We start from the raw sequence: 23,621 nt of genomic DNA on the forward strand, positions 1-23,621 counted from the left end.
TAAAAATGAACGTTATAATAAGAGATTATATTTTTATATAGCTAAGTAAATCTTATGCAGCAAAAAGCTAATGATATTGTCAAAACCTTGAAAACTAGAGGGTTGCGAGTCACACCCCAGAGATTTGGCGTTTATGCCAACCTATTAGCCAGACGAGATCACCCGACGGTTGATCAAATTATGAGAGACTTGAATCATGAAGCACCCACTTCTTCTCAGGCAACCGTATATGCGGCACTTCAGGCACTGCGAGAGGTGGGTTTGGTGCGAGAAGTGCTATTAGAGGAGGGTGTCTCCCGTTATGATGCTAACGTTGCCCCCCACCATCATTTTCGCTGTAACTGCTGTGGTGCAATTGAAGATATCAACTGGAATACTTTCCCCGATATTGATGTCAGTCAATTGCGACAGGGGTTAAAAGTGGAACGGTATGAAGTGACAGTTGAGGGAGTGTGCGATGTTTGCAGCACCCATGTTTGATATAATAATTAACTAGAATTGCATAGGAGTAGACAATGTACGACAGCGATAAACGGAAACTCTTATCAGCATTGTGTCATGGAGCAATTTTTTTTAGTACCACAATTGTCTCCGTTGGCTTACCCATAGCCATACTATTTGTATCAGATGATCCTGTTGTCAAAGAGAATGCCAAAGAATCTATCAATTTCCATTTTAACGTTTGGTTATATGGAGCAATTCTGGGAGCATTGTTTTTTCTGTTTGGTTGGTTGATTTTACCATTATTCATCTTGTTTCCACTCGCAGGTTTAGGTTATATCCTCCACTGGGGATTGACAATTTGGGCGCTAATTGGCGTTTTTAGTGATCCTAATCAACCTTGCCGTTATCCGTTTATTTTTCGAGTTTTTTAGCTCATATCAGGAAAGACATGGTAGGTTAATTAATCATAGACCTTTGATTAAACAACTTACCAAAATTAATTCCATGATTTTTTAAGATTGTTTTTTGCAAATTTGTTATAAGCAAATGTCTATCAAGTTGTAAAATATAAAATTGCCCCACAGCTTCATCAACAGTAGGGCAAAAGACAGTTACGCACTGCTTGTAGTTTGTCTGAATAGAGCAAGTTGAAAACTTGCTTTTGTGACGCTTTATTCTATGTCCATTGTATTATTTTGTCTGCACAAAATTTATGTTTCCTATACATCGCCCTCGTCGTCTGCGTAGCCATACCCAATTGCGTCGGATGGTACGTGAAACCGTTTTAACTACTAACGATTTGATTTATCCATTGTTTGCAGTACCAGGAGAAGGTATTGCCAAGGAAGTCAAATCTATGCCCGGTGTCTATCAACTTTCAGTAGATAAGATTGTTGAAGAAGCTAAGGAAGTTTATGATTTAGGAATTCCGGCAATTATCTTATTTGGAATTCCGGCAGATAAAGACATAGATGCTACCGGGGCGTGGCATGATTGTGGTATTGTTCAAAAAGCAGCAACCGCAGTTAAAAATGCTGTTCCTGATTTAATTGTTATGGCTGATACTTGTTTATGTGAATATACAAGTCATGGTCATTGTGGTTATTTACAAGTTGGTGATTTAACTGGAAGGGTTTTAAATGATCCAACTTTGGAATTATTAAAGAAAACCGCAGTTTCTCAAGCTCAAGCTGGTGCAGATATTATCGCACCTTCGGGGATGATGGATGGTTTTGTGCAAGCTATTCGCGCAGGTTTGGATGAGGCGGGATTTGAAGATATTCCCATTATGTCCTATGCTGCTAAATATGCTTCGGCTTATTATGGGCCATTTAGAGATGCGGCGGACTCAACACCACAATTCGGGGATAGACGCACTTACCAAATGGACCCCGGTAACGCTAGGGAAGCACTGAAAGAAATTGAGTTGGATATTGCTGAAGGTGCTGATATGCTCATGGTAAAACCAGCTTTAGCATATATGGATATTATTTGGCGCGTCAAGGAAGCTACTAATTTACCTGTGGCGGCTTACAATGTTTCTGGTGAGTATGCGATGGTGAAGGCTGCGGCTTTAAATGGTTGGATTGATGAGCAGCGCGTTGTTATGGAAACTCTGACTGGCTTTAAACGGGCTGGTGCTGATTTGATTTTGACTTACCACGCTAAGGATGCGGCTCGGTGGTTGTAAGTTAGGATATTATCTCACCCTCCAGGCGCAAAGAGTGTTTTTGTGTTTGGGCGTGAGATTTTTTGGTATATTTTAAACTAAACCCTTACTTTACAGCACATTCCATCTGCGTGAGTTACAGCATTAGCGAGCAAGATGCTCGCACTAAGGATTTTATTAATGACCCTAAAGGTGAAATTGTACGGTTATTGACGTGCGATAAAAGTATAACTGCTTCGGCTTTGGTTGCTATTGTTTGGTAGTTTGTAAATGAAGTCTATTTTAGCGATTCCTAGGTCGCGCACTGCTTGCAGCAGCGCAACGCTTACGCACATCCCTAAACCCCTAAACAGCGATTACTAGGTCGCGTTTCGCTATTGCTATCTCACACATCCCAAAACAGCTATATCTTCCCTTGACAAAATATTTTCATACAATTAACATGAAATTATCAAATAATTTGTTGAAATTATCATGTTTAGCCTAAGCGATATTCACCCCTTATCAGAATTTCAGCGTGGAGCAAAGATGTTTCTGGATAAGTTAAAAGAAACTAAATCTCCCATTGTGCTGACTGTGAATGGTAAAGCTGCTGCTGTGGTTCAAGATGCTGAAAGTTATCAAAAACTTATTGATAGACTGGAATTACTGGAATCTGTTGCTAAGATCCGTCAAAGTATAAATGAGTTTAAGCAAGGTGAGGGTATGCCCTTAAATCAAGCATTTGCAGAATTTAAGGAAAAATATGGCATACCGGATTGAGATTTCACCTAGTGCTATTGCTGATATTGAGAGTATTTTCCTGTGGATAAAAGAGGAGTCACAGGAACGAGCTTTTCGTTGGGTGCGGGGATGTTATGAAATTATGCTGACGTTGGAAAATTTTCCCCAACGTTGTTCTTTAGCTATAGAAAGTAGGTATATGGGAATTGATGTTCGACAACTTCTTTACCAAAAACAATTTTTGATTTTATTTACGGTTCAAAACCTTGGGGAAGAGGAAGGAGAGGAAGGAGTTGTATATATTCATCGTGTTCGTCATGGTTCTCAGCAGAGATTGGAAAATATACAGGATTTATTAGGAGATGAGTTATAAAATTTGAGACTCAAAAGCGATTCCTAGGTCGCGCTTCGCTATCGCACTCCTACACATCCCCAAAACAGCGTATAGTTAAATTAGGCTTAAAACTATAAATAAGCAAAAAATGTATGTCTAACTATCAAGAATTGTTACAACAGGCTAAAAATCTGACTCCAGAAGAACAACTTAAATTAGTCGAAAATTTATCTATCTTAATTCGTCAACAATTGAAAATGACATCAAAACCAAAACGTAGTATTTTAGAATTGCGTGGTTTAGGTAAGGAAATTTGGGGAAATATTGACGCTCAGAAATATGTTAATCAGGAGCGTGATTCATGGAATGGTTAAATAAATTACAGGGTAAAATTATAGGTTTAGATACTGCACCGCTAATTTATTTTATAGAAGAAAATCCTATTTATTTAGAAGTTACAGATACTTTTTTTACAGCCATGTATAGAGGTGATTTTAGTGTTGTTACGTCAGTTTTAACTATATCAGAAGTATTAGTTTATCCTTTACGTGCAGGAAATACAATATTGGCTCAACAATATCGTGATATTCTCTTCAATTCTCAAGGTTTAACAACTATTGAAGTTTTACCAGATATTGCTGAAAATGCAGCCAAATTAAGAGCAGATTACAATTTAAGAACACCGGATGCTATTCAAATGGCCACTGCTATTTATGGTGGTGCGTCTTTTTTCTTAACAAATGATATTCGTTTACCTTCTTTACCAGGGTTAACGGTTTTGGTTTTAAATCAGTTGATGAGTTGAGTGTTTTTGAATACAGCGATTCCTAGATCGCGCTTCGCTATCGCAATATTTTCTCTTAACTGGTATAATCATTCCTATAGTTCACTGTTTAAAGAAACTATGCAAATTAAAGAAATGACGGCGGAACAGTTACAAAACCTAATCCGTACTACTGTAGATGAAATGCTAGATGAATACTTCGGTGATCCTGATGAGGATAAGGAAATTAAAGAATCATTCAAGCAAAGTTTATTGGAAATCCGGCGTAAACGTCAAGAAGGAAGACCTACTATTCCTCTAGCCGAAGTTTATAAAAGGTACGGGATAGAACGTTAAATGAGTTATTCTGTAAGTTTTGAATCAGAGTCTATCACTGATTTAGATAATTTAGATCAGGTTGTGCGTCTGCGGATTCTGAATAAAATTCAATGGTTAAGTGTCAATTTTGAGCAGATAACTCCTCTATCTCTTACAGGTCAATGGTCAGGTTTTTATAAGTTAAGAGTGGGTGATTATCGAGTTATTTATGAGTTAGATATAGAAGAACAATTAATCATTATCATTAGAATTGGTCATCGTAGAGAAATTTATTAGATCAACATCCCCAAAAAGCGAACTGCTTGCAGCAGCGCAACGCTTACGCACACTGTCAAAATATAAAATTATGATATAATTCAGTGGTACTATTAAGCAAAAAAATGTATGTCTAATTATCAAGAATTGCTACAGCAAGCTAAAAATTTAACTGCTGAAGAACAACTTAAATTAGTAGCTGAATTAATATCAGTGGTTCGTAATCGCGTTATAGATAAATCAAAAAAGCGTAGTATCCTAGATTTAGAAGGTTTAGGTAAGGAAATTTGGCAAGGTATTGATGCTCAAGAATATGTTAATCAGGAACGTGGAAAATGCAATGGATAGAACAATTACAGGGACAAACTGTGGCTTTAGATACTGCACCTTTTGAATTTATCCAAACATTAAAACTAACAGAATATTTTTTAAAAGAGGTTTTACTACTATAGCCTGGATAACCTTCTTCTAGCTTTTTAACAGAAGTTAAAGGTGGAATTTTTGCATGATTTTGAGACCATTTAATTACTGTTTTTATACTTTGTTCTGGCAGTGCATAAGCTGGTAAGATTTTACAATTTAGCACAGCTAAACTTAAACTAAATGTTAATGCTAAGTAATGTTTTGATTTCATAATTATAGACACTATCTACATCTTAAAAATTTACTCTTGTTCTACGTGATAAACTACCAAATCATCCCCAAATTCAAAACAAAACCCTTTAAAACATCTTCCCCCGAAACCGTAACAGGAGAATCCAAAACCTCAACCTCTTTTCCTGGTCTATAAATCTCCACTTGACGAGATTTACGATTAATTAATATACCCAAACCCACTCCATTATCTATATATTCCCTCATCTTTTCCTGTGTAGTTTTCAAACTATCACTAGGAGAAAGTAACTCAATTACAAAATCAGGACAAATCGGGGGGAACTTTTGTTTTTCCTCATCAGTTAAAGCATCCCATCTTTCCAACTTTATCCAACAAGCATCAGGAGAACGATCTGCACCATTAGGTAACTTAAAACAAGTGGAAGAATCAAAAGCTATCCCAGTACCATCAACATCAGTCCAATTCATTACTTGTTGAGTAATTCTCGCATTTTTATTTCCCGTTTCTCCTCCCGTTGGTGGCATAATAATTAATTCCCCATTTGCAGTTCTTTCAAATCTCAATTCCCGGTTATTTTGACATAGCTGAAAAAACTGATCATCAGTCATATCTATCACTGATTTTAAACTCACAGTTAAAGCATTCATAGCCATATCCCACAATTACAAAAATTATCACTTTACTCAAATCATAAACCAATCTCTCTCTTTCTCCGCGCCTCTGCGCCTCTGCGTGCAAAAAAATCAAAAATAGGCAGGTTTTATACCTGCCTATATAACCCACATTCCGCACCCTCAATCCGATTTTCCACCTCCTGATACAACTCACGTAACCGGTCTAAATTCTCCTCGCTAGTCTCCCAATAACCGCGTCCATTCATTTCCAACAAAGTAGAAACAATCTTGCGGAAAGAATTAGGTTAGTTTTCGCTATCGCATTTATTTATGATTTTGTACCTTCCAATAATTTGTTAGACCTTAGTTTTGGTTGTAGTGTAACAACTTTATGTCCGCTTGAATTTTGCTTTTTTTGTAAGTCCAAAAATATGGCACGCAAATCATAGTTAAAGGACTTAGCGTAGGCTTCTCGAACGTGATGAATTTCTTCTACAATTTCATCTTCCCACATAATTTATCGCTCCATTAATTCGTAAGGTGTACAAATAGTTGGCATTTCATAGCCAAAGTCTAAACTGACTTGAGCCAATTTTTTCTGAATTTGTGCGTTAGCAATATGTTTACAATTCCATGTTAACAGATAATCGATACCATGAATTGTAGCTAGTGCAATATGTATTGCATCTGTGGCAGCTTTAGAAGGTAGGTTACTTTTATTAATAAATTGTTCTGCAAGATTTATAACAGTTTCGTTTATTGATAAAAGTTCAAAGTTTTCCAGCAATTCTAGCCGTTTATTAGCTATTTCTATATCTCCTGCGGCAACTTCATCTAAAACAGCTTGAGAAATGTTTTAACACCTAAAAAGTTTCTTCTGTGGTTTGGAACTACTGCCCGTTATACAGTTTATTATAAAACAGTAAGTTGGCTAACCATTGATTTCTAGTAATTCCATCAGGATGATGATTATCAAATATCATTTCTACTCCATCTATTATAATCATAATCCCTTGATGACGACCATTAATAGAGATTGCATCCCCAGAAACACTTTCATCATAGATATAACTATCGCGTCCTATTCCTGAACCTGTATAAAGTTTTAGCCGCTTTCCCGAAATTCTCTGTGATACCAAGTTTGGATAGCTTGAGCGCATTCAACACATTCCAGATTCTTATATTTGGCAATAATTTCTTTAACTTTGTAGATTTGCTTAATACTAACTGGAATCAAGTTTTCTCCTAAAGAGTCAAAGATAAGTGGTTATTTTATCACTAAAGCGATCGCTGCGGAGCATTTCGCTACACCCACAAAAAGCGAACTACTTGCAGCAGCACAACGCTTACGCACTCACACACATCCACAGCAGTGAACTGCTTGCAACAGCGCAACGCTTACGCACTCCCACATCCCAAAAAGCGATTCCTACGGAGCGCAACGCTTACGCACTCCCACATCCACAACAGCGATTCCTACGGAGCGCAACGCTTACGCACTCCCCACATTCCCAAAAGCGATCGCACTCCCAACATCCCAAAAGCGATGACTATCATACAAACTCCTCCGTGTATCAAGAAAGTGAAAGAAAGGTGCTATGCTGGAAAAACGTCAAAAATAAAAACTTAAATTGTATGAAACAGAAAGTTAAACAAACTCATCAAAATGTTGCACAACTTTCTCTGGTATTAGATTACAAAGATGCACTACACCAAATCCGTAACTATTTAGCAGGCCAAATGATAGGCGCTACCCGTGATGAAACTTTACTAGAGGAAGTTATTAAGTGTTTATTTTGCAAGATTTATCTAAAAAAACACCAAAATATAGTAATTAACCCCGATACTAGATTAAGTATTCAACAACAATATCAAAAAACTTTTAGCGAAATTCAGATTCTATTACCTAACTTATTTAATTCTCAAGATAAATTACAGCTAGATAAAAATAGTTTAGAATTTGTTGATCAAAAATTAGAAATACTTGATATTCATCAATGGAGTTATGATCCTTTCGGAGATGCTTATGAAGTTTTTACTAGCTCTATTGTTAAGGGAAAAGAAGGACAGTTTTTTACCCCTCAAAATGCTATTGATTTATTAGTTGAATTAATTAATCCACAACCCGGTGAAACAATTATAGATCCTGCTTGTGGTGCTGGAGGTTTTTTAAACTCAGCAGCACGTCATCTTATTAATTTAGGAATTACATCTGAAGAGGTAAATCAATATGTTTTTGGTATAGATAAAGATAATTATTTAGTTCGGCTTGCCTCAGCTAGATTATCATTATTTACTAAAACATCAGCTAATATATTTTGTGGTGATTCTTTGGCTTGGGATGTAGATAAATCATTACAGGATAAACTTGGTACTTTTGATATTGTTTTAGCAAATCCACCTTTTGGGACTCGAATTGTTGCCGCTTCTAGTAACACTCAAAGAACTTTTGAATTAGGTTATAAATGGCATTTAGATAAAAAATCAGATAATTTTATTAAATCCAATGAACTGCAATCCTCTGTACCTCCACAAGTATTATTTATTGAAAGATGTCTTTCTTTAGTTAAACCTGGAGGACGTTTAGGTATAGTAGTTCCAGAAAGTCTAATTTCTAGTAAAACTTATCGCTATGTTATTAATTATATTGAAGAAAAAGCAGATATCAAAGCGGTTATAGGAATGCCAGAAGAATTATTTAAGGTTTCAGGAAAAAGTGGTACTCATACAAAAACTTGTTTATTAGTCTTACATAAGAAAAAAGAAGCAAATATACAGCAGAAGAATAATATTTTTATGGCTGATGCTAAATTATGTGGACATGATAGCAGAGGACGGAAAAATAGTAGGGACGATCTGCCAACTATTGCCTTAAATTATCATAAATATAGACAGAATAATCTAGTTAATTCTAGTTTAGGGTACGAGGTAGAATTTAGTAAAATTACAGATTACATTCTTGCCCCTCGTTATTATAACCCAGAAATAATTAATGAATTGCAAAGATTGCATAATACCCATGATTTGATTCCCATATCTGAATTAATCTCTCAGGGTTTACTAGATGTAACAACAGGTGATGAAGTAGGTAAAGAAAATTATGGAACTGGTGATATTCCATTTGTAAGAACTTCAGATATTTCTAACTGGGAAATAAAAAGAAATCCTAAACATTGTTTAAGTGAAGAAATTTATCGTTCTCTTGCTGCTAAACAAGATGTCAGAGAAGGTGATATTCTCATGGTTAGAGACGGAACATATTTAGTAGGACACTGTGCTTATATTACGAAATATGATAAGAGAATAGTATTTCAAAGTCACATTTATAAATTGAGAATAAAAGATAATTCTAAATTATCTGCATATTTATTAATAGCAGCTTTAAGTTCCGAACCTGTAATTATGCAGATCAAGGCTAAAAGATTCACTCAAGATATTATTGATTCATTGGGTGATAGACTAGGTGAAATTATTTTACCTATTCCTAAAGACTGTGAATTAAAGGAAAAAATTACACAAATAGTAAAAAGATCCATAGATGATAGAATTGAAGCACGTGAACTCGCTAGACAAGCCTGTGTTGAATTAGTTAGTTAAAAGCGAAAATTTAGTATTTATAAAAGATTGTTGTCTTTATAGTTATTAAAAATCTTTTTTAATAAATTTCTAGTTTCATTTACTGAGCGATTTTGCTGGATTTCATTACCTTCTGAACTAATCCAGCAAATATTTTCTCCACTTTGTATTTGAAGATCAATTACACCTTTAGCTTTTCTAGGAACTATATGACCTACTTGAAACTTAGATTCCCCATGAGTACGATTTAATAATTCATTTTGAAAATCAGTAAACAACAAATTTTCCATTGTTATGGGACATTTGCAAGATTCGGGAATAATTTCCCCTTGTTCAATTATTTTTTCTTTTTCAAGACTCTGAATAATATCTACCGGAAATCCTTTAAATTCTAAAATTTGTGTAATTAATTTGTATTCTATTTCTTGACAATCTCGAACAAAAGCAAACTCTATAGACTCTGGATGTACTTCCCATCTTATTTCACGATTAGTTGGATAGTCTCCTGTTTGACTGCGATCTGTTAAATAGGCTTTAGTTCTTACTTTATTATAAATTTCTTTAAAGAGTTTATAATAATCTGGATTTTTAGTTCCATTTATTAAAAATTTTTCTAAATTAAAGATTTTCAATATCAATTGATGTCTACTGAAATTAATAACTTTTATATTATCAACTTTGTGAATACTATCATCATTTATTTTGTGTTGATAGTCAATCCAATAAAATTTTGTCCAATTTTGGAGTTGAATAAAATTTGTTGTATTTTCCTCTATTTCTAAAAAATTTACTAAATCACTTAATATTCTAATAAATATATCTACACAATTTTCATATTTACTGTATCGTGGATCTTCTAATTTCAAATGTTCAGACCATCTTCTAGTGTAATTAGCAGACCCTCCTTTTTCTCTGACAATTTGAATAAAAAAAGAAAATCTGAATATATCAGTTAAACTGCTAAATATCTGTTGTTCTGTTAAAAATTTCTCAAGTTGCAAACATCTTTTATCTATCTCAGGTTCTTGTTGTAAGATAGGCAAAACTTTGTTACAGAGTGAAATAAGTTTAAACTGTTTTTTCTTAATGCTTGTGTCTAATTTACTTTGTTCCTTGCTCAAATCAATTGCTTTTAGTTCTTCGTCCAGAATAATCTTTACTTGCTCAATAATACTATTCATTGTTTTCAATATTATATTCTGAGAAAAGATCAGAAATAGAAATACCTAAAGCTTTAGCCAGCTTTTCTATATTTTTTAAGGAAGGGTTACGAGTACCTGATTCAATCCCCGAAATATAGTTACGATGAAGACCAGCTTTTTCAGCAAGCTGTTCTTGCGACAAATCTAGTTCTCGCCGTCTTCTCCGAATTGCTTTTCCAAAACGGTATTCAATTTCGTCTTTTATTTTTTCCACATCAACATCTTTAAATACTCAGCAGGGAAAGTCTATACATTATTAGTGGAGTTTTGCACACTATAAGTTTATGTAGTATAATTTTTTATAAAAAAAAGGAGCTATCTAAGCTCCTTTCTATTAGTGATAATTTTTTAAGTCTGAGTGATAGATTCTACTCAATTCCCTCAATCCGGTTTTCTACCTCCTGATACAACTCACGTAACCGATCCAAATTCTCCTCGCTAGTTTCCCAATAACCGCGTCCATTCATTTCCAACAAAGTAGAAACAATCTTGCGGAAAGAATGAGGATTGAGATTCATGAGACGCTTTTGCATTTCCTCATCTTTGATGAAAGTTTCGTTCGTGTCCTCATAAATCCAGTTATCCACAGCGCCAGCAGTCGCACTCCAACCAGTAGTATTTACCAACCGCTTAGAAAGTTCGCGCACACCTTCGTAACCGTGAGATAACATCCCCTCATACCATTTGGGGTTTAACAACTTCGTCCGCGCATCTAAACGCACAGTTTCTGATAAAGTTCTCACCTGTGCATTCGCTGTAGTTGTATCTGCAATGTAAGAAGATGGTTTCTTACCATCTGCACGCAGACTTGCTACTAACTTAGTCGGATCTGAGTCAAAATAGTGGGAAACATCTGTTAAACTGATTTCCGAAGAATCGAGATTCTGGAAAGTTGCATCAGCAGTTTTCAAAGTAGTTTCAAAAATCTCCCGCGACTCATCCATAACCCCAGGATTATCAGAATTGAAAGAGAAAGATTTCCGTTTCAAATACATTTCCTGTAACTCAGCTTCACTATCCCAAGTGCTATTCTCCACCGCTAAGTTAATATTAGAAGAATAAGAACCAGAAGCATTAGAGAAAACGCGAGTTGCAGCTTGACGCAGATTTATGCCCATGTCCTCCGCTTGTTTCAAAGCGTGCTTGCGGACAAAATTCATTTCCAAAGGTTCATCAGCTTCCGCAGCCATTTTTACACCTTGGTCTAGCAAATTCATTTGGTTAATGAACAAGTCGCGGAATACACCAGAACAGTTAATTACAACATCAATTCTAGGACGACCCAACTCTGATAAAGGTATCAATTCCAACTTATTCACCCGTCCCAAAGCATCGGGTACTGGACGCACACCAATCATCCACATAATTTGGGCGAGGGATTCGCCGTAGGTTTTGATGTTATCTGTACCCCAGAGGACACAGGCGATGGTTTCTGGCCAGTTTCCTTCATTTTCTGACTTGTTGCGTTCTAATAACCGATCCACGACGATTTTCGCAGATTGAACTGCGGCAGAAGTGGGGATAGATTGGGGATCTAAAGCGTGAATATTTTTACCTGTGGGTAATACGTCAGGATTACGGATAGGATCTCCACCGGGACCAGGGAGAATATATTCACCGGCTAAACCTTGGAGAAGTCCACCCAGTTCGTTATCTGCACAAACTTGTTTTAAGCAGAATTCCAAATATTCAAACAGGGGTTTTAACGCAGAGGTATCAACTTTGGTGTAACCTGATTGATGCAGTGATTCTACCCAAGGTTCTTTTCTCCCCATATTGAAGAAATTCAACTTGGAAACCGCGATAACTCGACCTTCTGCGTCAATTTGTTCTTGAACTAATGCCGTTACAGCCGCACGGGTAGCGAGGGTGATATCTTGTAATAATTGCACATCTGCCAAAATTCCGGCATCATTGTTTCTGTAGATATCCTCAATGGTGCGTCCCAGACTTCTGGCAATAATTCCCGGTAAACCTTGAATTTCTTCCTCTTGTCGATCTAAACTGGCAATATTGACCAGAGTGGCGATCGCTTCTTCGGCACTAGGAGGCTTACCAATCACGTGCAGTCCACAAGGTAACAAGCGCGATTCAATCTCCATCAACCGCCGATAAACGCTACCAACAATGTTATCCCGTTCTTCCGAGGACATATCCTTAGAATCGGTTTCTGGTAACTCAATATCCTTGTCTAAGTTGACAATGCGGCATTTATCCATGATGGAATTGACAATGGAAACGCCCCGGCCAGTGTCTTTTAAAGTTTGGTAAGAAGCAATTAACTCACTGAGTTCCTTCAAACCTTTGTATAAACCAGCATTTTCCGCAGGTGGTGTCAGGTAAGAAATAGTTTCCGCATAACTCCGACGTTTGGCAATTGTGGCTTCACTGGGGTTATTGGCTGCGTAATAATACAGGTTAGGAATTGAGCCAATTAGTTGATCTGGGTAACAATCACCAGACATTCCCATTTGCTTACCAGGCATGAATTCCAAAGAGCCATGTGTCCCAAAGTGTAACACAGCATCAGCGCCCCAAATCCGTTCTAGATAGGTGTAATATGCTGCAAAACCGTGATGGGGACTTGCGGAACGGGAGAATAACAACCGCATGGGGTCGCCTTCATAACCAAATGTTGGCTGAACACCAATGAAGACGTTACCAAATTGTTTCCCATAAATCAAGAGATTTTGTCCGTCGCTGTTGAGGTTTCCGGGAGGTGGTCCCCAGTTTTCTTCTAAACGTTGGGAGTAGGGTGTCAGTGCTTCATATTCTGGCACAGACATTTTGTAAGCAACGTTGAGTTCAGGACTGTTGTATTGTGCTTGTGCGTCGTGGATGACTTGTTCTAACAACTCTTGGGGAGTTTCGGGAATGTCTTGTACATCGTAACCGTTGTTTTTCAGTCCTTTCATGACTTCATGGATAGAACCGAATACATCTAAATATGCGGCTGTACCCACGTTACCTTTGTCGGGAGGGAAGCTGAAAACAGTGATAGCAACTTTTTTGATTAATTTAGGTTTGCGGCGCAGAGTTGCCCATTTTAAGGCGCGTTGGGCGACTATTTCTACCCGGTCTTGGAGGGCGATCGCTCTCCCGGTTGCCCCATCTTTACCTGATAAGATAATCGGCTCAATTGCCCCGTCTAGTTCAGGTATAGCAATCTGTAAAGCCACTTGAATGGGATGTAACCCCAAATCGCTATCTAGCCATTCTTCGGTGGTTTGGAAGACCAAAGGCAAGGCTACCATGTAGGGACGATTGAGGCGTTTTAAGGCTTCAATAGCTTTAGGATGGTCTTGTCTAGCCGGTCCACCCACTAAAGCGAAACCAGTTAAAGAGACTACTGCATCTACTAATTGTAATTTAGTTACTGGTTCATAGAAGTAAGCTTCTATTGGTTTAGAGAAATCCAAACCACCAGCAAACACAGGCAGAACTTTTGCACCTAATGATTCTAATTCCTGGACAATTGCCACATAATGGGCATCATCACCGGTCACTAGGTGAGTCCGTTGTAAAACCAAACCTACACAGGGTGCAAGGGGGTCTTTCAGGTTACTAGAAATGTCCTTGCGGGCAGAATACCAGTTAAGATATTCTCGCACATCCTCAAACATGGTTGGTGCTAAAGGATGCCAAATTCCCATGTCGGGATAAACAACTGGCGCTTCATACTTAGCAGCAGCAAAGCTTTCTTTTTCTACGCCTTTCAATACGTATTTATCAGCCAGCATCAGTAAAAAGTTTTCCAGGTTTTCCGCTGAACCACCTAGCCAATACTGAAAACTGAGCATGAAGTTTCTCGCGTCTTGTGCTTTTTCCATGGGGAGGAATTTCAGCACTTGGGGGAGAGTCCGCAATAACTTCAACATTCCGTCTTGGAAACCAGCGCCAGATTTCTCTTTGCGCTTTTTCATGAAGTTAGCGATTACGCTTTTGGATTGTCCTAACTGCGCCAAAGAGAAGCTACCCATTTTATTGAGGCGCATAACTTCGGGCATGGAGGGGAAGACAACGGATACATCTAGGTTATCACGATGGGGTTCAACTGCGGCCACTACTTTCTGTGCTAAGTCTTCTATAAAAATTAGAGAAGCAATGAATATATTAGCACTGGCTATATCGCGTTGAAATTCTCCATAATTTTCAGACCCGCGTAGTTCTTCAATCAAGTATCCACTGATTTCTATTGCTATGCTGGGATGATTAGCGTTAATTTCCCGTACCGCTTGGGACAAGGAACTCTGGTACTGGGACTCCAGCACGACATAGACAACCTTGATTAACTTACGTCCCCGTAAATCGTCAGGTGCAATATGTCGAATCGTGGACTTGACTTGGGTAAACATTCAAATAAGCTCCTTTAAGGCGTATTTCTGCGAAGTTCATGGCGGTTAATCTGGCCGTTTGTAACTTCAATTATCTTCCACAATAAGAGTTTTTTAGCAGAAAACTCCGATTCTGTGGGGGTTTTGTCCTATATCTGACACAAAATGATATAGAAAACAATACATTTATTAATGAATCTTAACAAAGAATACAGGTTCTCTCACCTGGTTTTAAATTTTGTTTACATAGCTAAATAATTACTTAGTTATAAACTAATGGAATTATTCAGCAAATTTAACATTCTATAGTTCTATTTGACACCAAAAACTCCAAGATGATGACAAAATAAAGCTATTAATTGGTAACTAATAATATAGAATAGGATATGAGATAGTTAAAATTTCTCCCTGAACATTCAATGAGGATATGACAATGAATGCTTTAACTGTCAATTTGAAATCATTAATAGAAATGACTGATGAGCAGTTTTTTCAGTTATGTCAAAACAACCGCGAATTGAGATTTGAAAGAAATGCAAATGGAGAGTTAATAATTATGCCACCAACGGGAGGAGAAACGGGAAATCGTAATGCGGGTATTACTGCTCAAGTTTGGATTTGGAATGAGCAAAATAACGAGGGTATAGTTTTTGATTCTTCTACTTGTTTTAAATTACCAAATGGTGCAGATCGTTCTCCTGATGCTTCTTGGATCAAGTTAGAAAGGTGGGATGCTTTAACTGATGAGGAAAAACAAAAGTTTCCTCCTATTTGTCCTGATTTTGTGATTGAGTTACTTTCTCCTAGTGATAGTTTGAAGACTACACAGGAAAAGATGCAGGAATATATAGATAATGGTGTGCGTTTAGGTATATTAATTAATCGTAAATCTCGTCAAGTGGAGATTTATAGACCAGGGAAGGAGGTTGAGGTTTTGGATTCTCCTGCTACGGTTTCGGGGGAAGATGTTTTAAAGGGGTTTGTTTTGAATTTGGGGATGATTTGGTAGAATCATACAGTTATGAAGTTGTTATTTTGGTATATATACAATTAACAATGTCTTTCATATACACTAAATTTTCAGATTCTTCATCTGCTATTTCTATCTCAAATTATTCTTCCAAAGCCGTAAATAATTCCATTGCTTCGACACTATCACCCGAATAAGTCTCCCATACTTGTTTATAGGTATGAAACTTGTCCCATTCTGGCCATGAAACCTTAGTAAAATTACTAAGACCTCCTTGATATAATGTGGTTGTAAATATTTGAGTTTCAATAATTTTCATAAATAGTTCATTATTGAAAACTTCCTCATCATCTAATTTATCGTTTTCATCTTTATGAGAATAAGGATAAGAAAAGTAATGTTCACAACATAGTTTATGAACTCTGATAAAAACGTCTAATTTAATTTTATCAAAATTTAACTCTTTTGGTAAACTGTCAATAAAATTAGTAATTTCACGTTCTTTTTTTAATCTAATTTTTTCCTGATAAGCTTTTTCTTCTTCGGCTTTAATTCTGGTTATTTCTTGATAAGCCTTTTCCTGTTCAGCTTTAATTTTCATCATTTTCTGATAAGTAATCATTTCTTGATGAGCTTTTTCTTCATCTTTTTTAAGTTGCTCTTTCATATCTTTAATTCTCTGATCAACTACATCTCTAGCAAAAGACATAGTAACTTTATATCCACTTTGATTATAAATCGCACTGACTATATCCCAAACAAGTTCATCTTTATTAGCTTCAAGTCTTTGTAGATTTTCCTGAGATTTTTGTAAATTTTTATCTAAATATTTATTGATCGCAATTTTTAAAATATTGGACTCATAAACTTGTTCTGAATTATCCATAATAATTATTTTACCTCAAAAAATCAACAATATCTATTGTAAAACAACATAGTCAATAGTGATCGCTGTTTTGGGATATTGGGGTGCGATAGCGAAGCGCTCCGTAGGAATCGTTTAAAATTGGGGTTGTGAGCGATAGCGAAGCGCTCCGTAGGAATCGCTGTTTGGAGATGTTGGGAGTGCGATAGCGTAAGCGCTGCTGCAAGCAGTTCGTTTAAAATTGGGGTTGTGTGCGATAGCGAAGCGCGACCTAGGAATCGCTGTTTGGGGATGTTGTGAGAGCGATTATGATTTTTTGTCAGAATCAGGATAACCAGGATTAAAGGATTTACAGGCTGTTATTTAATAATTGTTGGTGAAAATTTGGGGATTATTTTGTTTATTCTGATATGGCTAACGCCACGCTACGCTATCAGACAATTACAACATTAACCACCAACAAACAAATGAGCAATTACATCCTGTACATCCTCAAATCCTGGACATCCTGATTCAGACAAAAAATCCGCGTTTATCTGCGTTCACCCCTGAATCAAGAAAAATAGGCGATCGCTATTTAGGGATGTGGGGTGCGATTGTTTAAAATTAGGGGGTTGTGTGCGATAGCGAAGCACGACCTAAGAATCGCTGTTTGGTAATGAGTATTAAAAAATTAATTTATTGAACGATATAATATAAATAAGAATTAGATTTTTCCAAAGCACAAACAGAGTAAACATCATGCAAGAACAATTAACCGACTATCAACAAGAACTAACAGAACGCATTTCTCATGTTGTAGATAAACTATTTCGAGGTAGTAGTTTCTACATGGTGAAATTAGATCAATATGAAATGACCGCAACGTTAATAAAATTATTTAGCAGATTTTCCCCAGAAGAAATGAGAGCAATTAAAGAACATGATTTAACTAGAAGAATTAGTAAAATATTAACATTAGAAGCTGTTGCTGGGACATTAAATGATTTAACACCAGAAGAAATAGCGATTTTTGATGCAGCAGTAGCGAGAAAATAAAACCATGAATTTTTTACTTGATTCAAATATCGTTAGCTATGCGTTAAAGAAAAATATAACTATAAATAATAAATTGAAAGAGTTAAGCTTTCTCGGTGCAGAAATATTTATTAGTTGTATAACCTACTATGAAATTAAAAGAGGTTTGATATCTCTCAATGCTACTAAACAATTAGTAGATTTTCATGGATTTTGTAATGATTATCCTGTATTATTGTTAGAGGATGTTTGAAATTATTGAAAAATCCTGTGAAATTCATGCAAAATTAAAATCCAAAGGTACTCCTATCCAAGATGCTGACATTTTAATAGCAGCTACAGCAATTGTCCGGGATTTAATTCTCGTTTCTAATGATTCTGATTTATTAAGAATTGAAGAACTTAAATTAGAAAATTGGTTATGATAAAAATTCAGGAATAAGTTGGGAGAGCGATAGCGTTCGCGGAGCGTCCCGGAGGGAACTAGCGCTGCTGCAAGCAGTTCGTTTAAAATTGGGATGTTGGGGTGCGATCGCCATTTAGGAATAAGTTGGGAGTGCGATAGCGTAAGCGCTGCTGCAAGCAGTTCGTTTAAAATTGGGGTTGTGTGCGATAGCGAAGCGCGACCTAGGAATCGCTATTTGGGGATGTTGGGGTGCGATCGTTTACAGCGCGACCAAGGAATCACCAATTTTGTAGTGCCAGGATACTACGAAGAACCGTTTGCTATGATTGAGATTAATTCTACAAATATTATAGTAACTATGAAGTGGCGAGTCATACTTGAACCTGATCCAGAAACAAGCGAATGGGCAATTTGGTGTCCAGAACTCCCTGGATGCACCTCTGCTGGTGTTACACAAGAAGAAGCCCTTAATAATATAAGAGAAGCGATCGAGCTTTATTTACAGCCCGATACTATTCAACTTCTTCCTGGAGCAGTAATCCGTGAGGTTATGCTCGGATGACTCGACTCAGGAGAATGAAGGCTGATGATGTTGAACGCATATTACGTAAACATGGCTTTGAACTGATATCTCAGAAAGGTAGTCATAGAAAATGGCGTAGTCAAGCTCAAGACACCCAAGTTATTGTGCCTTTTCATCAAGGTAGAGACTTGCCCACTGGAACATTACGTAACATTATGGTTACAGCTATGATCCCAGAGGAAGAGTGGAAATCTCCTTAGAAGTCAACCAGAGGGGGCAATAGTGCAAGCTCTAACTTGTCAGTTCGCTGTTTAGGATGTTGGTTGGGAGTGCGTAAGCGTTGCGCTGCTGCAAGCAGTTCGTTTAAAATTAGGAGTAGTTGTAAGCGATAGCGAAGCGCTCCGTAGGAATCGCTGTTTGGGAGAGCGTAAGCGTTGCGCTGCTGCAAGCAGTTCGTTTAAAATTAGGGTGGTTGTGTGCGATAGGAAGCGCGACCTAGGAATCGTCTGAATAATCTATAACTTGTGGCATAATCATAATGTAAATTTTAGGAATAGAAATTTAAAATTTAGTATAATAATGAATAAGTTGGAATTTACTTGGGATTCACAAAAAGCCGAGAGTAATATTCAAAAACATGGGATTTCTTTTGAAGAAGCAAAATCTGCCTTTATTGATGATAATGCTCGTTTAATTTATGATCCCGATCATTCTCAAGATGAAGATAGATTTATTTTATTAGGAATCAGTGTTTATTATCGCCTTTTAGTTGTTTGTCATTGTTATCGAGAAAATGATGCAATAATTCGGATTATTTCAGCCAGAAAAGCAAATAAACTAGAACACAAACAATATCAGGAGTTCCTATGAGAGAAAATTATGATTTTTCTAAATCCGTTAAAAATCCCTATTCTAAACAATTAAAAGAACAAGTTACAATTGATTTAGAAAAGGATATAATTCAATACTTTGAAGAAATAGCTCAAGAAACAGGTATTTCTTATTTGAATTTAATTAATCTTTATTTGCGTGAATGTATGGAAAATAAACGTAGGTTATCGTTGATAGAAAGCAACAATTAAATCTGTATAGTGCGATCGCTGTTTGGGGATGTTGGGGTGCGTAAGCGTTGCGCTGCTGCAAGCAGTTTGTTTAAAATTAAGGGGTTGTGAGCGATAGCGAACGCATTGCGTCCCGGAGGGAACTAGCGCGACCTAGGAATCTTTTAGAGTAATTTTTCATACATTAATTTACCTGTATTTACGTTTAGCTACTGGTAATTTTTAGATACATAGCCATGTGATTATGTATCTACAGCAGCTTGATCTAAAGATTAGTTTCCACCAAATTATGATCTAAGATTAAACCACCTTGCTCTGTAATTCTTTTCGCTGCATCTAAAAGATACTCATAATAGGTATGAGCAATAATGGATAATTGCTTACCAGCAGGATAAACCATATACCAAGTGCGTTTAATGGGAAAGTGCTGGACATCTAAAATGCTAAATTCCGCAATGTCCGTGAGTAAAGTATGACGAGATAATACGGATATACCTAGACCACCAGCGATCGCTTGCTTAATCGCTTCATTACTCCCCAATTCCAACTTCACCTTCACTTTTACCCCATGTTCCTCAAATAGACTTTGGACAGCGCTGCGAGTTCCTGAACCCGGTTCACGCATAATAAACAGTTCATCACCTAAACGTTCAATAGGAATATTTTTTTCCTTCGCTAAGGGATGATTAGCTGGTGCAAAAACTACTAAAGGATTTTCTAAAAATGGCTGAAAACTGACATCGAAATGATCGGGAATCTGACTCATAATATACAAGTCATCTAAATTACTCATCATCCGATCTAAAATCAGTTCATGATTTGTGACTTGGAGAGAAATATCAATCCCAGGGTAAAGCTGACAAAAAGGCCCCAACAATCTGGGAATAATATACTTTGCTGTGGTAATTGCTGCCAGCCTTAATTGTCCTTGCTTTAGTCCTTTTAAATCTGCAATCGTCATTTGAAACTTGTCCATAGTCTCAAAAATTTGCCGACAAGTAGCAAATAATTCCCGTCCTGCTTGTGTCAAATATAAACGCTTTCCTACCTGTTCAAATAATGGCAAACCTACGGATTTCGTCAACTGTTTAATTTGCATGGATATGGTAGGTTGAGTCAAAAACAACTCTTCCGCAGCGCGTGTAAAACTACCATGCCGGGCAGCAGCCTCGAACACCTTCAACTGGTGCAATGTCGCTTGGTTCAAGCCGATTCTCCTCTGATAACAATTTTTATATATAATAATATAGTATTCTGTAACACTAATAAAATTTTGAGTGTTATTTATACAAAGTTCTCAAGTCCAATCTTAAATCTCTCACATAAAAACAAAAATCTATAACTGAAGATTATCCAGAAATTTTCTGTCTTTGGGCTTCATATAACATTAAAGCAGCAGTGATTCCTACATTCAAGGATTCCACCCCAGGATTAAGAGGAATTTTTACTTGAATATCTGCCAACGCGGCTAAATCCGCTGATAATCCTGCCCCTTCGTTACCCAATAATATTAAACTAGGTTTACACCAATCTACCTGCCAATAAGTTAAATCGGCATGAGGTAAGGTAGCTACTACCTGCATTCCTGCTTGCTGACTTTGTTGAACTGTGGCTTTCAAATCTCCACTTACAGCCATATTCAAACGAAACCATTGCCCAGCAGAAGCGCGTAAAACCTTGGGATTATCTAAGTCTACACTATCTTCACTTAACCACAAACCTGATGCACTTGCCGCTGCGGCTGTGCGAATCATCGTCCCCAAATTACCAGGATCTTGGACAGTTTCCAAAGCCAGAACTAAACCAGTAAACGGAATTTGTCTTGCTTGTGCTTCTCGTTGAGCTATCGCCACTATACCATCAGGATTGACAGTTGTTGCCATTGCTGCTAAAACTTCTGGACTAACAATTTCAACACGATAGCATTGACCACAAATAATTTCCCACAATTGGGGATGTGTTTCCTGCCATTGAGGAGTGCAACATACCGCATCTAAAGGATAGCTAACCGCACAAGCTTCTTCTAATAAATGCGTTCCTTCCAATAAAAAAAGCTGTTGCTTATTTCTCTCCTTGGTGGAGTGCAACTTGCGGATTTGTTTAACTAGGGAATTTTGTAAACTTGTTAACACAATCTTAGATTTGAAATTTCGGATTTGAGATCAATCCAAAATTGATATACTGATATGCGGAACCCGGGACTTGAACCCGGAAGCCCGTGAAGGCACTAGAACCTGAATCTAGCGCGTCTGCCAATTCCGCCAGTTCCGCTGGAATTGAATCTTATTTACGATTTATCATTATGTCCTAATCATTTTCATTTGTCAAGAAAAAATTTGCCAGAATAGACATCTAGCTAATCCCGATTTTTCCAATCAAACTGGCATACCGCATGATAGAATCTAACGACTTTATGGCATTTGACAACTTCAAGAAAAATCTTCCCGCTTTTAGCTAGATGATTGTCGAGATAGAATCAAAACCAACATCAAACCTTTATAATTACTTACTTTTGGAGGTAGGCTTATTAATTCTTCTAGCAGCTTACCAGATGCCAAATCTTCACTAGAAGCAGACTCCTCAGTCTTGCAAATCAGTGGAGGGCATTCTTTGGGCGGTCATGTAAACATTAGCGGGGCTAAGAATTCCGCACTGGTAATCATGGCGGGAACGTTCCTCTGTTCTGGCGATTGTCGCATTCGCAACGTTCCTTTATTGGCGGATGTAGCGCGAATGGGACAAGTTCTATCAGCTTTAGGATTACGTTTAAATAGAGAAGGGGACATTTTAGATGTTGATGCGCGGGAAATTACCACATCTAAAGCCCCTTATGAACTCGTTACCCAACTGCGAGCCAGTTTTTTTGCCATTGGTCCAATTTTAGCCCGACTAGGAGTTGCACAAATGCCCTTGCCGGGTGGTTGTGCCATAGGGGCTAGACCGGTAGATTTGCACGTCAGAGGACTGCAAGCAATGGGCGCAGAGGTGCAAATTGAACATGGTATTTGTAATGCTCATGTTCCCGGAAATAATGGTAGGTTAAGAGGCGCGAAAATCTACTTAGATACTCCCAGTGTCGGTGCGACGGAAACCTTGATGATGGCTGCTACTCTAGCAGATGGAGAAACCATCCTTGATAATGCTGCCAGAGAGCCAGAAGTAGTTGATTTAGCTAACTTCTGCAACTCAATGGGAGCAAAAATTCAAGGTGCGGGAACAAGTACAATTACTATAGTTGGCGTACCTAAATTACACTCAACCGACTATACTATTATTCCTGATCGCATTGAAGCAGGGACTTTGTTAATCGCTGGAGCAATTACCCGCTCTGAAATTATTCTATCCCCAATTGTACCGGATCATTTAATCCCAGTTATTGCTAAATTGCAAGAGATTGGCGTGTCAATTATTGAGGAAGGAAAAGATTGCTTACGGATTTTACCAGCGAAAACTCTCAAGGCTATAAATATTGATACCTTGCCTCATCCTGGGTTTCCCACGGATATGCAAGCACCTTTTATGGCTTTACTAGCTGTAGCAGAAGGTGACAGTATCATTAATGAATCAGTCTTTGAAAATCGCTTGCGTCATGCTTCCGAATTGAATCGTTTGGGTGCAGATATCCGTGTTAAAGGTAATACTGCTTTTGTGCGGGGAGTGCCAATGTTATCAGGCGCACCAGTTATAGGTACAGATTTAAGAGCTTCCGCAGCCTTAGTTATCGCCGGATTAGCAGCATCTGGAACAACAACAGTGCAAGGATTACACCATTTAGATCGGGGTTATGATCGTCTGGATCTGAAGTTGCAGCAATTAGGAGCAAAAATTATTCGTGTAAATGAAGCGTCAAAAGATGCAGATTTACTTGTTAATAACATTAATCCCCCAGCCTCAGTTTCTATCTAAGGTT

The 23,621-nt window shown here is 37.3% G+C and carries 27 protein-coding genes, 1 tRNA gene and 2 pseudogenes; 19 read left to right on the forward strand and 11 right to left on the reverse strand.

Annotated features, from left to right (window positions below; all coding sequences use genetic code 11):
• Nucleotides 1-54: 54 nt before the first annotated feature.
• The 10 genes from FJR09_RS15415 to FJR09_RS15460 all read left to right on the forward strand — a co-directional run bounded on the left by FJR09_RS15415 (nt 55) and on the right by FJR09_RS15460 (nt 4,875).
• Nucleotides 55-480, forward strand: coding sequence for a Fur family transcriptional regulator (locus tag FJR09_RS15415; RefSeq protein ID WP_015078651.1), 426 nt, complete (start codon nt 55-57; stop codon nt 478-480).
• A gap of 35 nt (nt 481-515) precedes the next feature.
• Nucleotides 516-875: a DUF4870 domain-containing protein gene (locus FJR09_RS15420; protein ID WP_015078650.1), complete on the forward strand. Its 360-nt coding sequence runs from the start codon at nt 516-518 to the stop codon at nt 873-875.
• A gap of 281 nt (nt 876-1,156) precedes the next feature.
• Nucleotides 1,157-2,134 carry a porphobilinogen synthase gene (hemB, locus tag FJR09_RS15425; RefSeq protein WP_015078649.1) on the forward strand — a complete coding sequence of 326 codons (978 nt, stop codon included), beginning with the start codon at nt 1,157-1,159 and terminating at the stop codon, nt 2,132-2,134.
• 453 nt (nt 2,135-2,587) lie between these two features.
• On the forward strand, nt 2,588-2,875 hold the full coding sequence (locus tag FJR09_RS15430; protein ID WP_041457626.1) for a type II toxin-antitoxin system Phd/YefM family antitoxin: 288 nt from the start codon (nt 2,588-2,590) through the stop codon (nt 2,873-2,875).
• Entirely contained in the window at nt 2,859-3,209 is a 351-nt protein-coding gene (locus FJR09_RS15435) for a type II toxin-antitoxin system RelE/ParE family toxin (RefSeq protein ID WP_015078646.1), read from the forward strand. The genes FJR09_RS15430 and FJR09_RS15435 overlap by 17 nt, the downstream gene beginning before the upstream one ends.
• 113 nt (nt 3,210-3,322) lie before the next feature.
• On the forward strand, nt 3,323-3,544 hold the full coding sequence (locus tag FJR09_RS15440) for a hypothetical protein (protein WP_015078645.1): 222 nt from the start codon (nt 3,323-3,325) through the stop codon (nt 3,542-3,544).
• Nucleotides 3,532-3,975 (forward strand): PIN domain-containing protein, encoded by a 444-nt coding sequence (locus FJR09_RS15445; RefSeq protein ID WP_015078644.1) that lies wholly within the window; start codon nt 3,532-3,534, stop codon nt 3,973-3,975. Before FJR09_RS15440 ends, FJR09_RS15445 begins: the two co-directional genes overlap by 13 nt.
• A 99-nt stretch (nt 3,976-4,074) precedes the next feature.
• Entirely contained in the window at nt 4,075-4,290 is a 216-nt protein-coding gene (locus FJR09_RS15450; RefSeq protein ID WP_041458214.1) for a hypothetical protein, read from the forward strand.
• Nucleotides 4,291-4,548, forward strand: a complete 258-nt coding sequence (locus FJR09_RS15455) for a type II toxin-antitoxin system RelE/ParE family toxin (RefSeq protein WP_015078642.1) — start codon at nt 4,291-4,293, stop codon at nt 4,546-4,548.
• A 108-nt stretch (nt 4,549-4,656) separates the two neighbouring features.
• Nucleotides 4,657-4,875 (forward strand): hypothetical protein, encoded by a 219-nt coding sequence (locus FJR09_RS15460; RefSeq protein ID WP_015078641.1) that lies wholly within the window; start codon nt 4,657-4,659, stop codon nt 4,873-4,875.
• A 339-nt stretch (nt 4,876-5,214) separates the two neighbouring features.
• Here the strand turns inward: FJR09_RS15460 and FJR09_RS15465 are convergent, their stop codons facing one another.
• The 4 genes and pseudogenes from FJR09_RS15465 to FJR09_RS15480 all read right to left on the reverse strand — a co-directional run bounded on the left by FJR09_RS15465 (nt 5,215) and on the right by FJR09_RS15480 (nt 6,994).
• On the reverse strand, nt 5,215-5,790 hold the full coding sequence (locus FJR09_RS15465) for a Uma2 family endonuclease (RefSeq protein WP_015078639.1): 576 nt from the start codon (nt 5,788-5,790) through the stop codon (nt 5,215-5,217).
• A 295-nt stretch (nt 5,791-6,085) separates the two neighbouring features.
• Nucleotides 6,086-6,271, reverse strand: a complete 186-nt coding sequence (locus FJR09_RS15470; protein ID WP_015078638.1) for a hypothetical protein — start codon at nt 6,269-6,271, stop codon at nt 6,086-6,088.
• Nucleotides 6,272-6,274: 3 nt separating this feature from the next.
• Complete coding sequence (locus FJR09_RS15475; protein WP_015078637.1) at nt 6,275-6,610, reverse strand: type II toxin-antitoxin system VapC family toxin; 336 nt, start codon at nt 6,608-6,610, stop codon at nt 6,275-6,277.
• A gap of 37 nt (nt 6,611-6,647) precedes the next feature.
• A pseudogene (locus tag FJR09_RS15480) lies at nt 6,648-6,994 on the reverse strand (papain fold toxin domain-containing protein).
• Nucleotides 6,995-7,020: 26 nt separating this feature from the next.
• Between FJR09_RS15480 and FJR09_RS15485 the strand changes: the two are divergent.
• Nucleotides 7,021-9,354, forward strand: a complete 2,334-nt coding sequence (locus tag FJR09_RS15485) for an N-6 DNA methylase (RefSeq protein ID WP_168653077.1) — start codon at nt 7,021-7,023, stop codon at nt 9,352-9,354.
• A 17-nt stretch (nt 9,355-9,371) separates the two neighbouring features.
• Here the strand turns inward: FJR09_RS15485 and FJR09_RS15490 are convergent, their stop codons facing one another.
• The 3 genes from FJR09_RS15490 to FJR09_RS15500 form a co-directional block, all read right to left on the reverse strand.
• A complete protein-coding gene (locus tag FJR09_RS15490) occupies nt 9,372-10,514 on the reverse strand; it encodes a hypothetical protein (protein WP_015078635.1) in 1,143 nt (380 codons plus the stop codon).
• A complete protein-coding gene (locus tag FJR09_RS15495; protein WP_015078634.1) occupies nt 10,507-10,749 on the reverse strand; it encodes a helix-turn-helix domain-containing protein in 243 nt (80 codons plus the stop codon). Before FJR09_RS15495 ends, FJR09_RS15490 begins: the two co-directional genes overlap by 8 nt.
• A gap of 154 nt (nt 10,750-10,903) precedes the next feature.
• A complete protein-coding gene (locus FJR09_RS15500; protein WP_168653078.1) occupies nt 10,904-14,890 on the reverse strand; it encodes a magnesium chelatase subunit H in 3,987 nt (1,328 codons plus the stop codon).
• Nucleotides 14,891-15,302: 412 nt separating this feature from the next.
• Between FJR09_RS15500 and FJR09_RS15505 the strand changes: the two genes are divergently transcribed.
• Nucleotides 15,303-15,878, forward strand: a complete 576-nt coding sequence (locus tag FJR09_RS15505) for a Uma2 family endonuclease (protein ID WP_168653079.1) — start codon at nt 15,303-15,305, stop codon at nt 15,876-15,878.
• 103 nt (nt 15,879-15,981) lie between these two features.
• On the opposite strand, the gene FJR09_RS15510 is transcribed toward FJR09_RS15505, so the two are convergent.
• Entirely contained in the window at nt 15,982-16,725 is a 744-nt protein-coding gene (locus FJR09_RS15510) for a hypothetical protein (protein WP_168653080.1), read from the reverse strand.
• Nucleotides 16,726-17,445: 720 nt separating this feature from the next.
• Between FJR09_RS15510 and FJR09_RS15515 the strand changes: the two genes are divergently transcribed.
• From FJR09_RS15515 to FJR09_RS15540, 6 genes and pseudogenes are all read left to right on the forward strand, one after another.
• Nucleotides 17,446-17,742 carry a hypothetical protein gene (locus FJR09_RS15515; protein WP_168652616.1) on the forward strand — a complete coding sequence of 99 codons (297 nt, stop codon included), beginning with the start codon at nt 17,446-17,448 and terminating at the stop codon, nt 17,740-17,742.
• Between the two features lie 4 nt (nt 17,743-17,746).
• Nucleotides 17,747-18,146 (forward strand): annotated as a pseudogene (locus tag FJR09_RS15520) (type II toxin-antitoxin system VapC family toxin).
• Nucleotides 18,147-18,485: 339 nt separating this feature from the next.
• Nucleotides 18,486-18,689 (forward strand): type II toxin-antitoxin system HicB family antitoxin, encoded by a 204-nt coding sequence (locus FJR09_RS15525; RefSeq protein WP_027402758.1) that lies wholly within the window; start codon nt 18,486-18,488, stop codon nt 18,687-18,689.
• A complete protein-coding gene (locus FJR09_RS15530) occupies nt 18,686-18,910 on the forward strand; it encodes a type II toxin-antitoxin system HicA family toxin (RefSeq protein WP_028091223.1) in 225 nt (74 codons plus the stop codon). Before FJR09_RS15525 ends, FJR09_RS15530 begins: the two co-directional genes overlap by 4 nt.
• Nucleotides 18,911-19,229: 319 nt before the next feature.
• A complete protein-coding gene (locus FJR09_RS15535; RefSeq protein WP_015078625.1) occupies nt 19,230-19,520 on the forward strand; it encodes a BrnT family toxin in 291 nt (96 codons plus the stop codon).
• Nucleotides 19,517-19,732 carry a hypothetical protein gene (locus FJR09_RS15540; RefSeq protein WP_015078624.1) on the forward strand — a complete coding sequence of 72 codons (216 nt, stop codon included), beginning with the start codon at nt 19,517-19,519 and terminating at the stop codon, nt 19,730-19,732. Before FJR09_RS15535 ends, FJR09_RS15540 begins: the two co-directional genes overlap by 4 nt.
• Before the next feature lie 244 nt (nt 19,733-19,976).
• Here FJR09_RS15540 and FJR09_RS15545 read toward each other — a convergent pair whose 3' ends face one another.
• From FJR09_RS15545 to FJR09_RS15555, 3 genes are all read right to left on the reverse strand, one after another.
• Nucleotides 19,977-20,918: a LysR family transcriptional regulator gene (locus tag FJR09_RS15545; protein WP_015078623.1), complete on the reverse strand. Its 942-nt coding sequence runs from the start codon at nt 20,916-20,918 to the stop codon at nt 19,977-19,979.
• A 142-nt stretch (nt 20,919-21,060) separates the two neighbouring features.
• The gene (locus FJR09_RS15550) at nt 21,061-21,843 is read right to left on the reverse strand and encodes an RNA methyltransferase (protein WP_015078622.1); all 783 of its coding nucleotides are present in this window, start codon (nt 21,841-21,843) and stop codon (nt 21,061-21,063) included.
• Between the two features lie 55 nt (nt 21,844-21,898).
• Nucleotides 21,899-21,982, reverse strand: a tRNA-Leu gene (locus FJR09_RS15555).
• A 255-nt stretch (nt 21,983-22,237) separates the two neighbouring features.
• On the opposite strand from FJR09_RS15555, the gene murA reads away from it, so the two are divergent.
• Nucleotides 22,238-23,617, forward strand: coding sequence for a UDP-N-acetylglucosamine 1-carboxyvinyltransferase (gene murA, locus FJR09_RS15560; protein ID WP_083881418.1), 1,380 nt, complete (start codon nt 22,238-22,240; stop codon nt 23,615-23,617).
• Nucleotides 23,618-23,621 lie beyond the last annotated feature (4 nt).

It is taken from the genome of Dolichospermum sp. UHCC 0406, from assembly GCF_009712025.1.
Lineage (GTDB): Bacteria > Cyanobacteriota > Cyanobacteriia > Cyanobacteriales > Nostocaceae > Dolichospermum > Dolichospermum lemmermannii.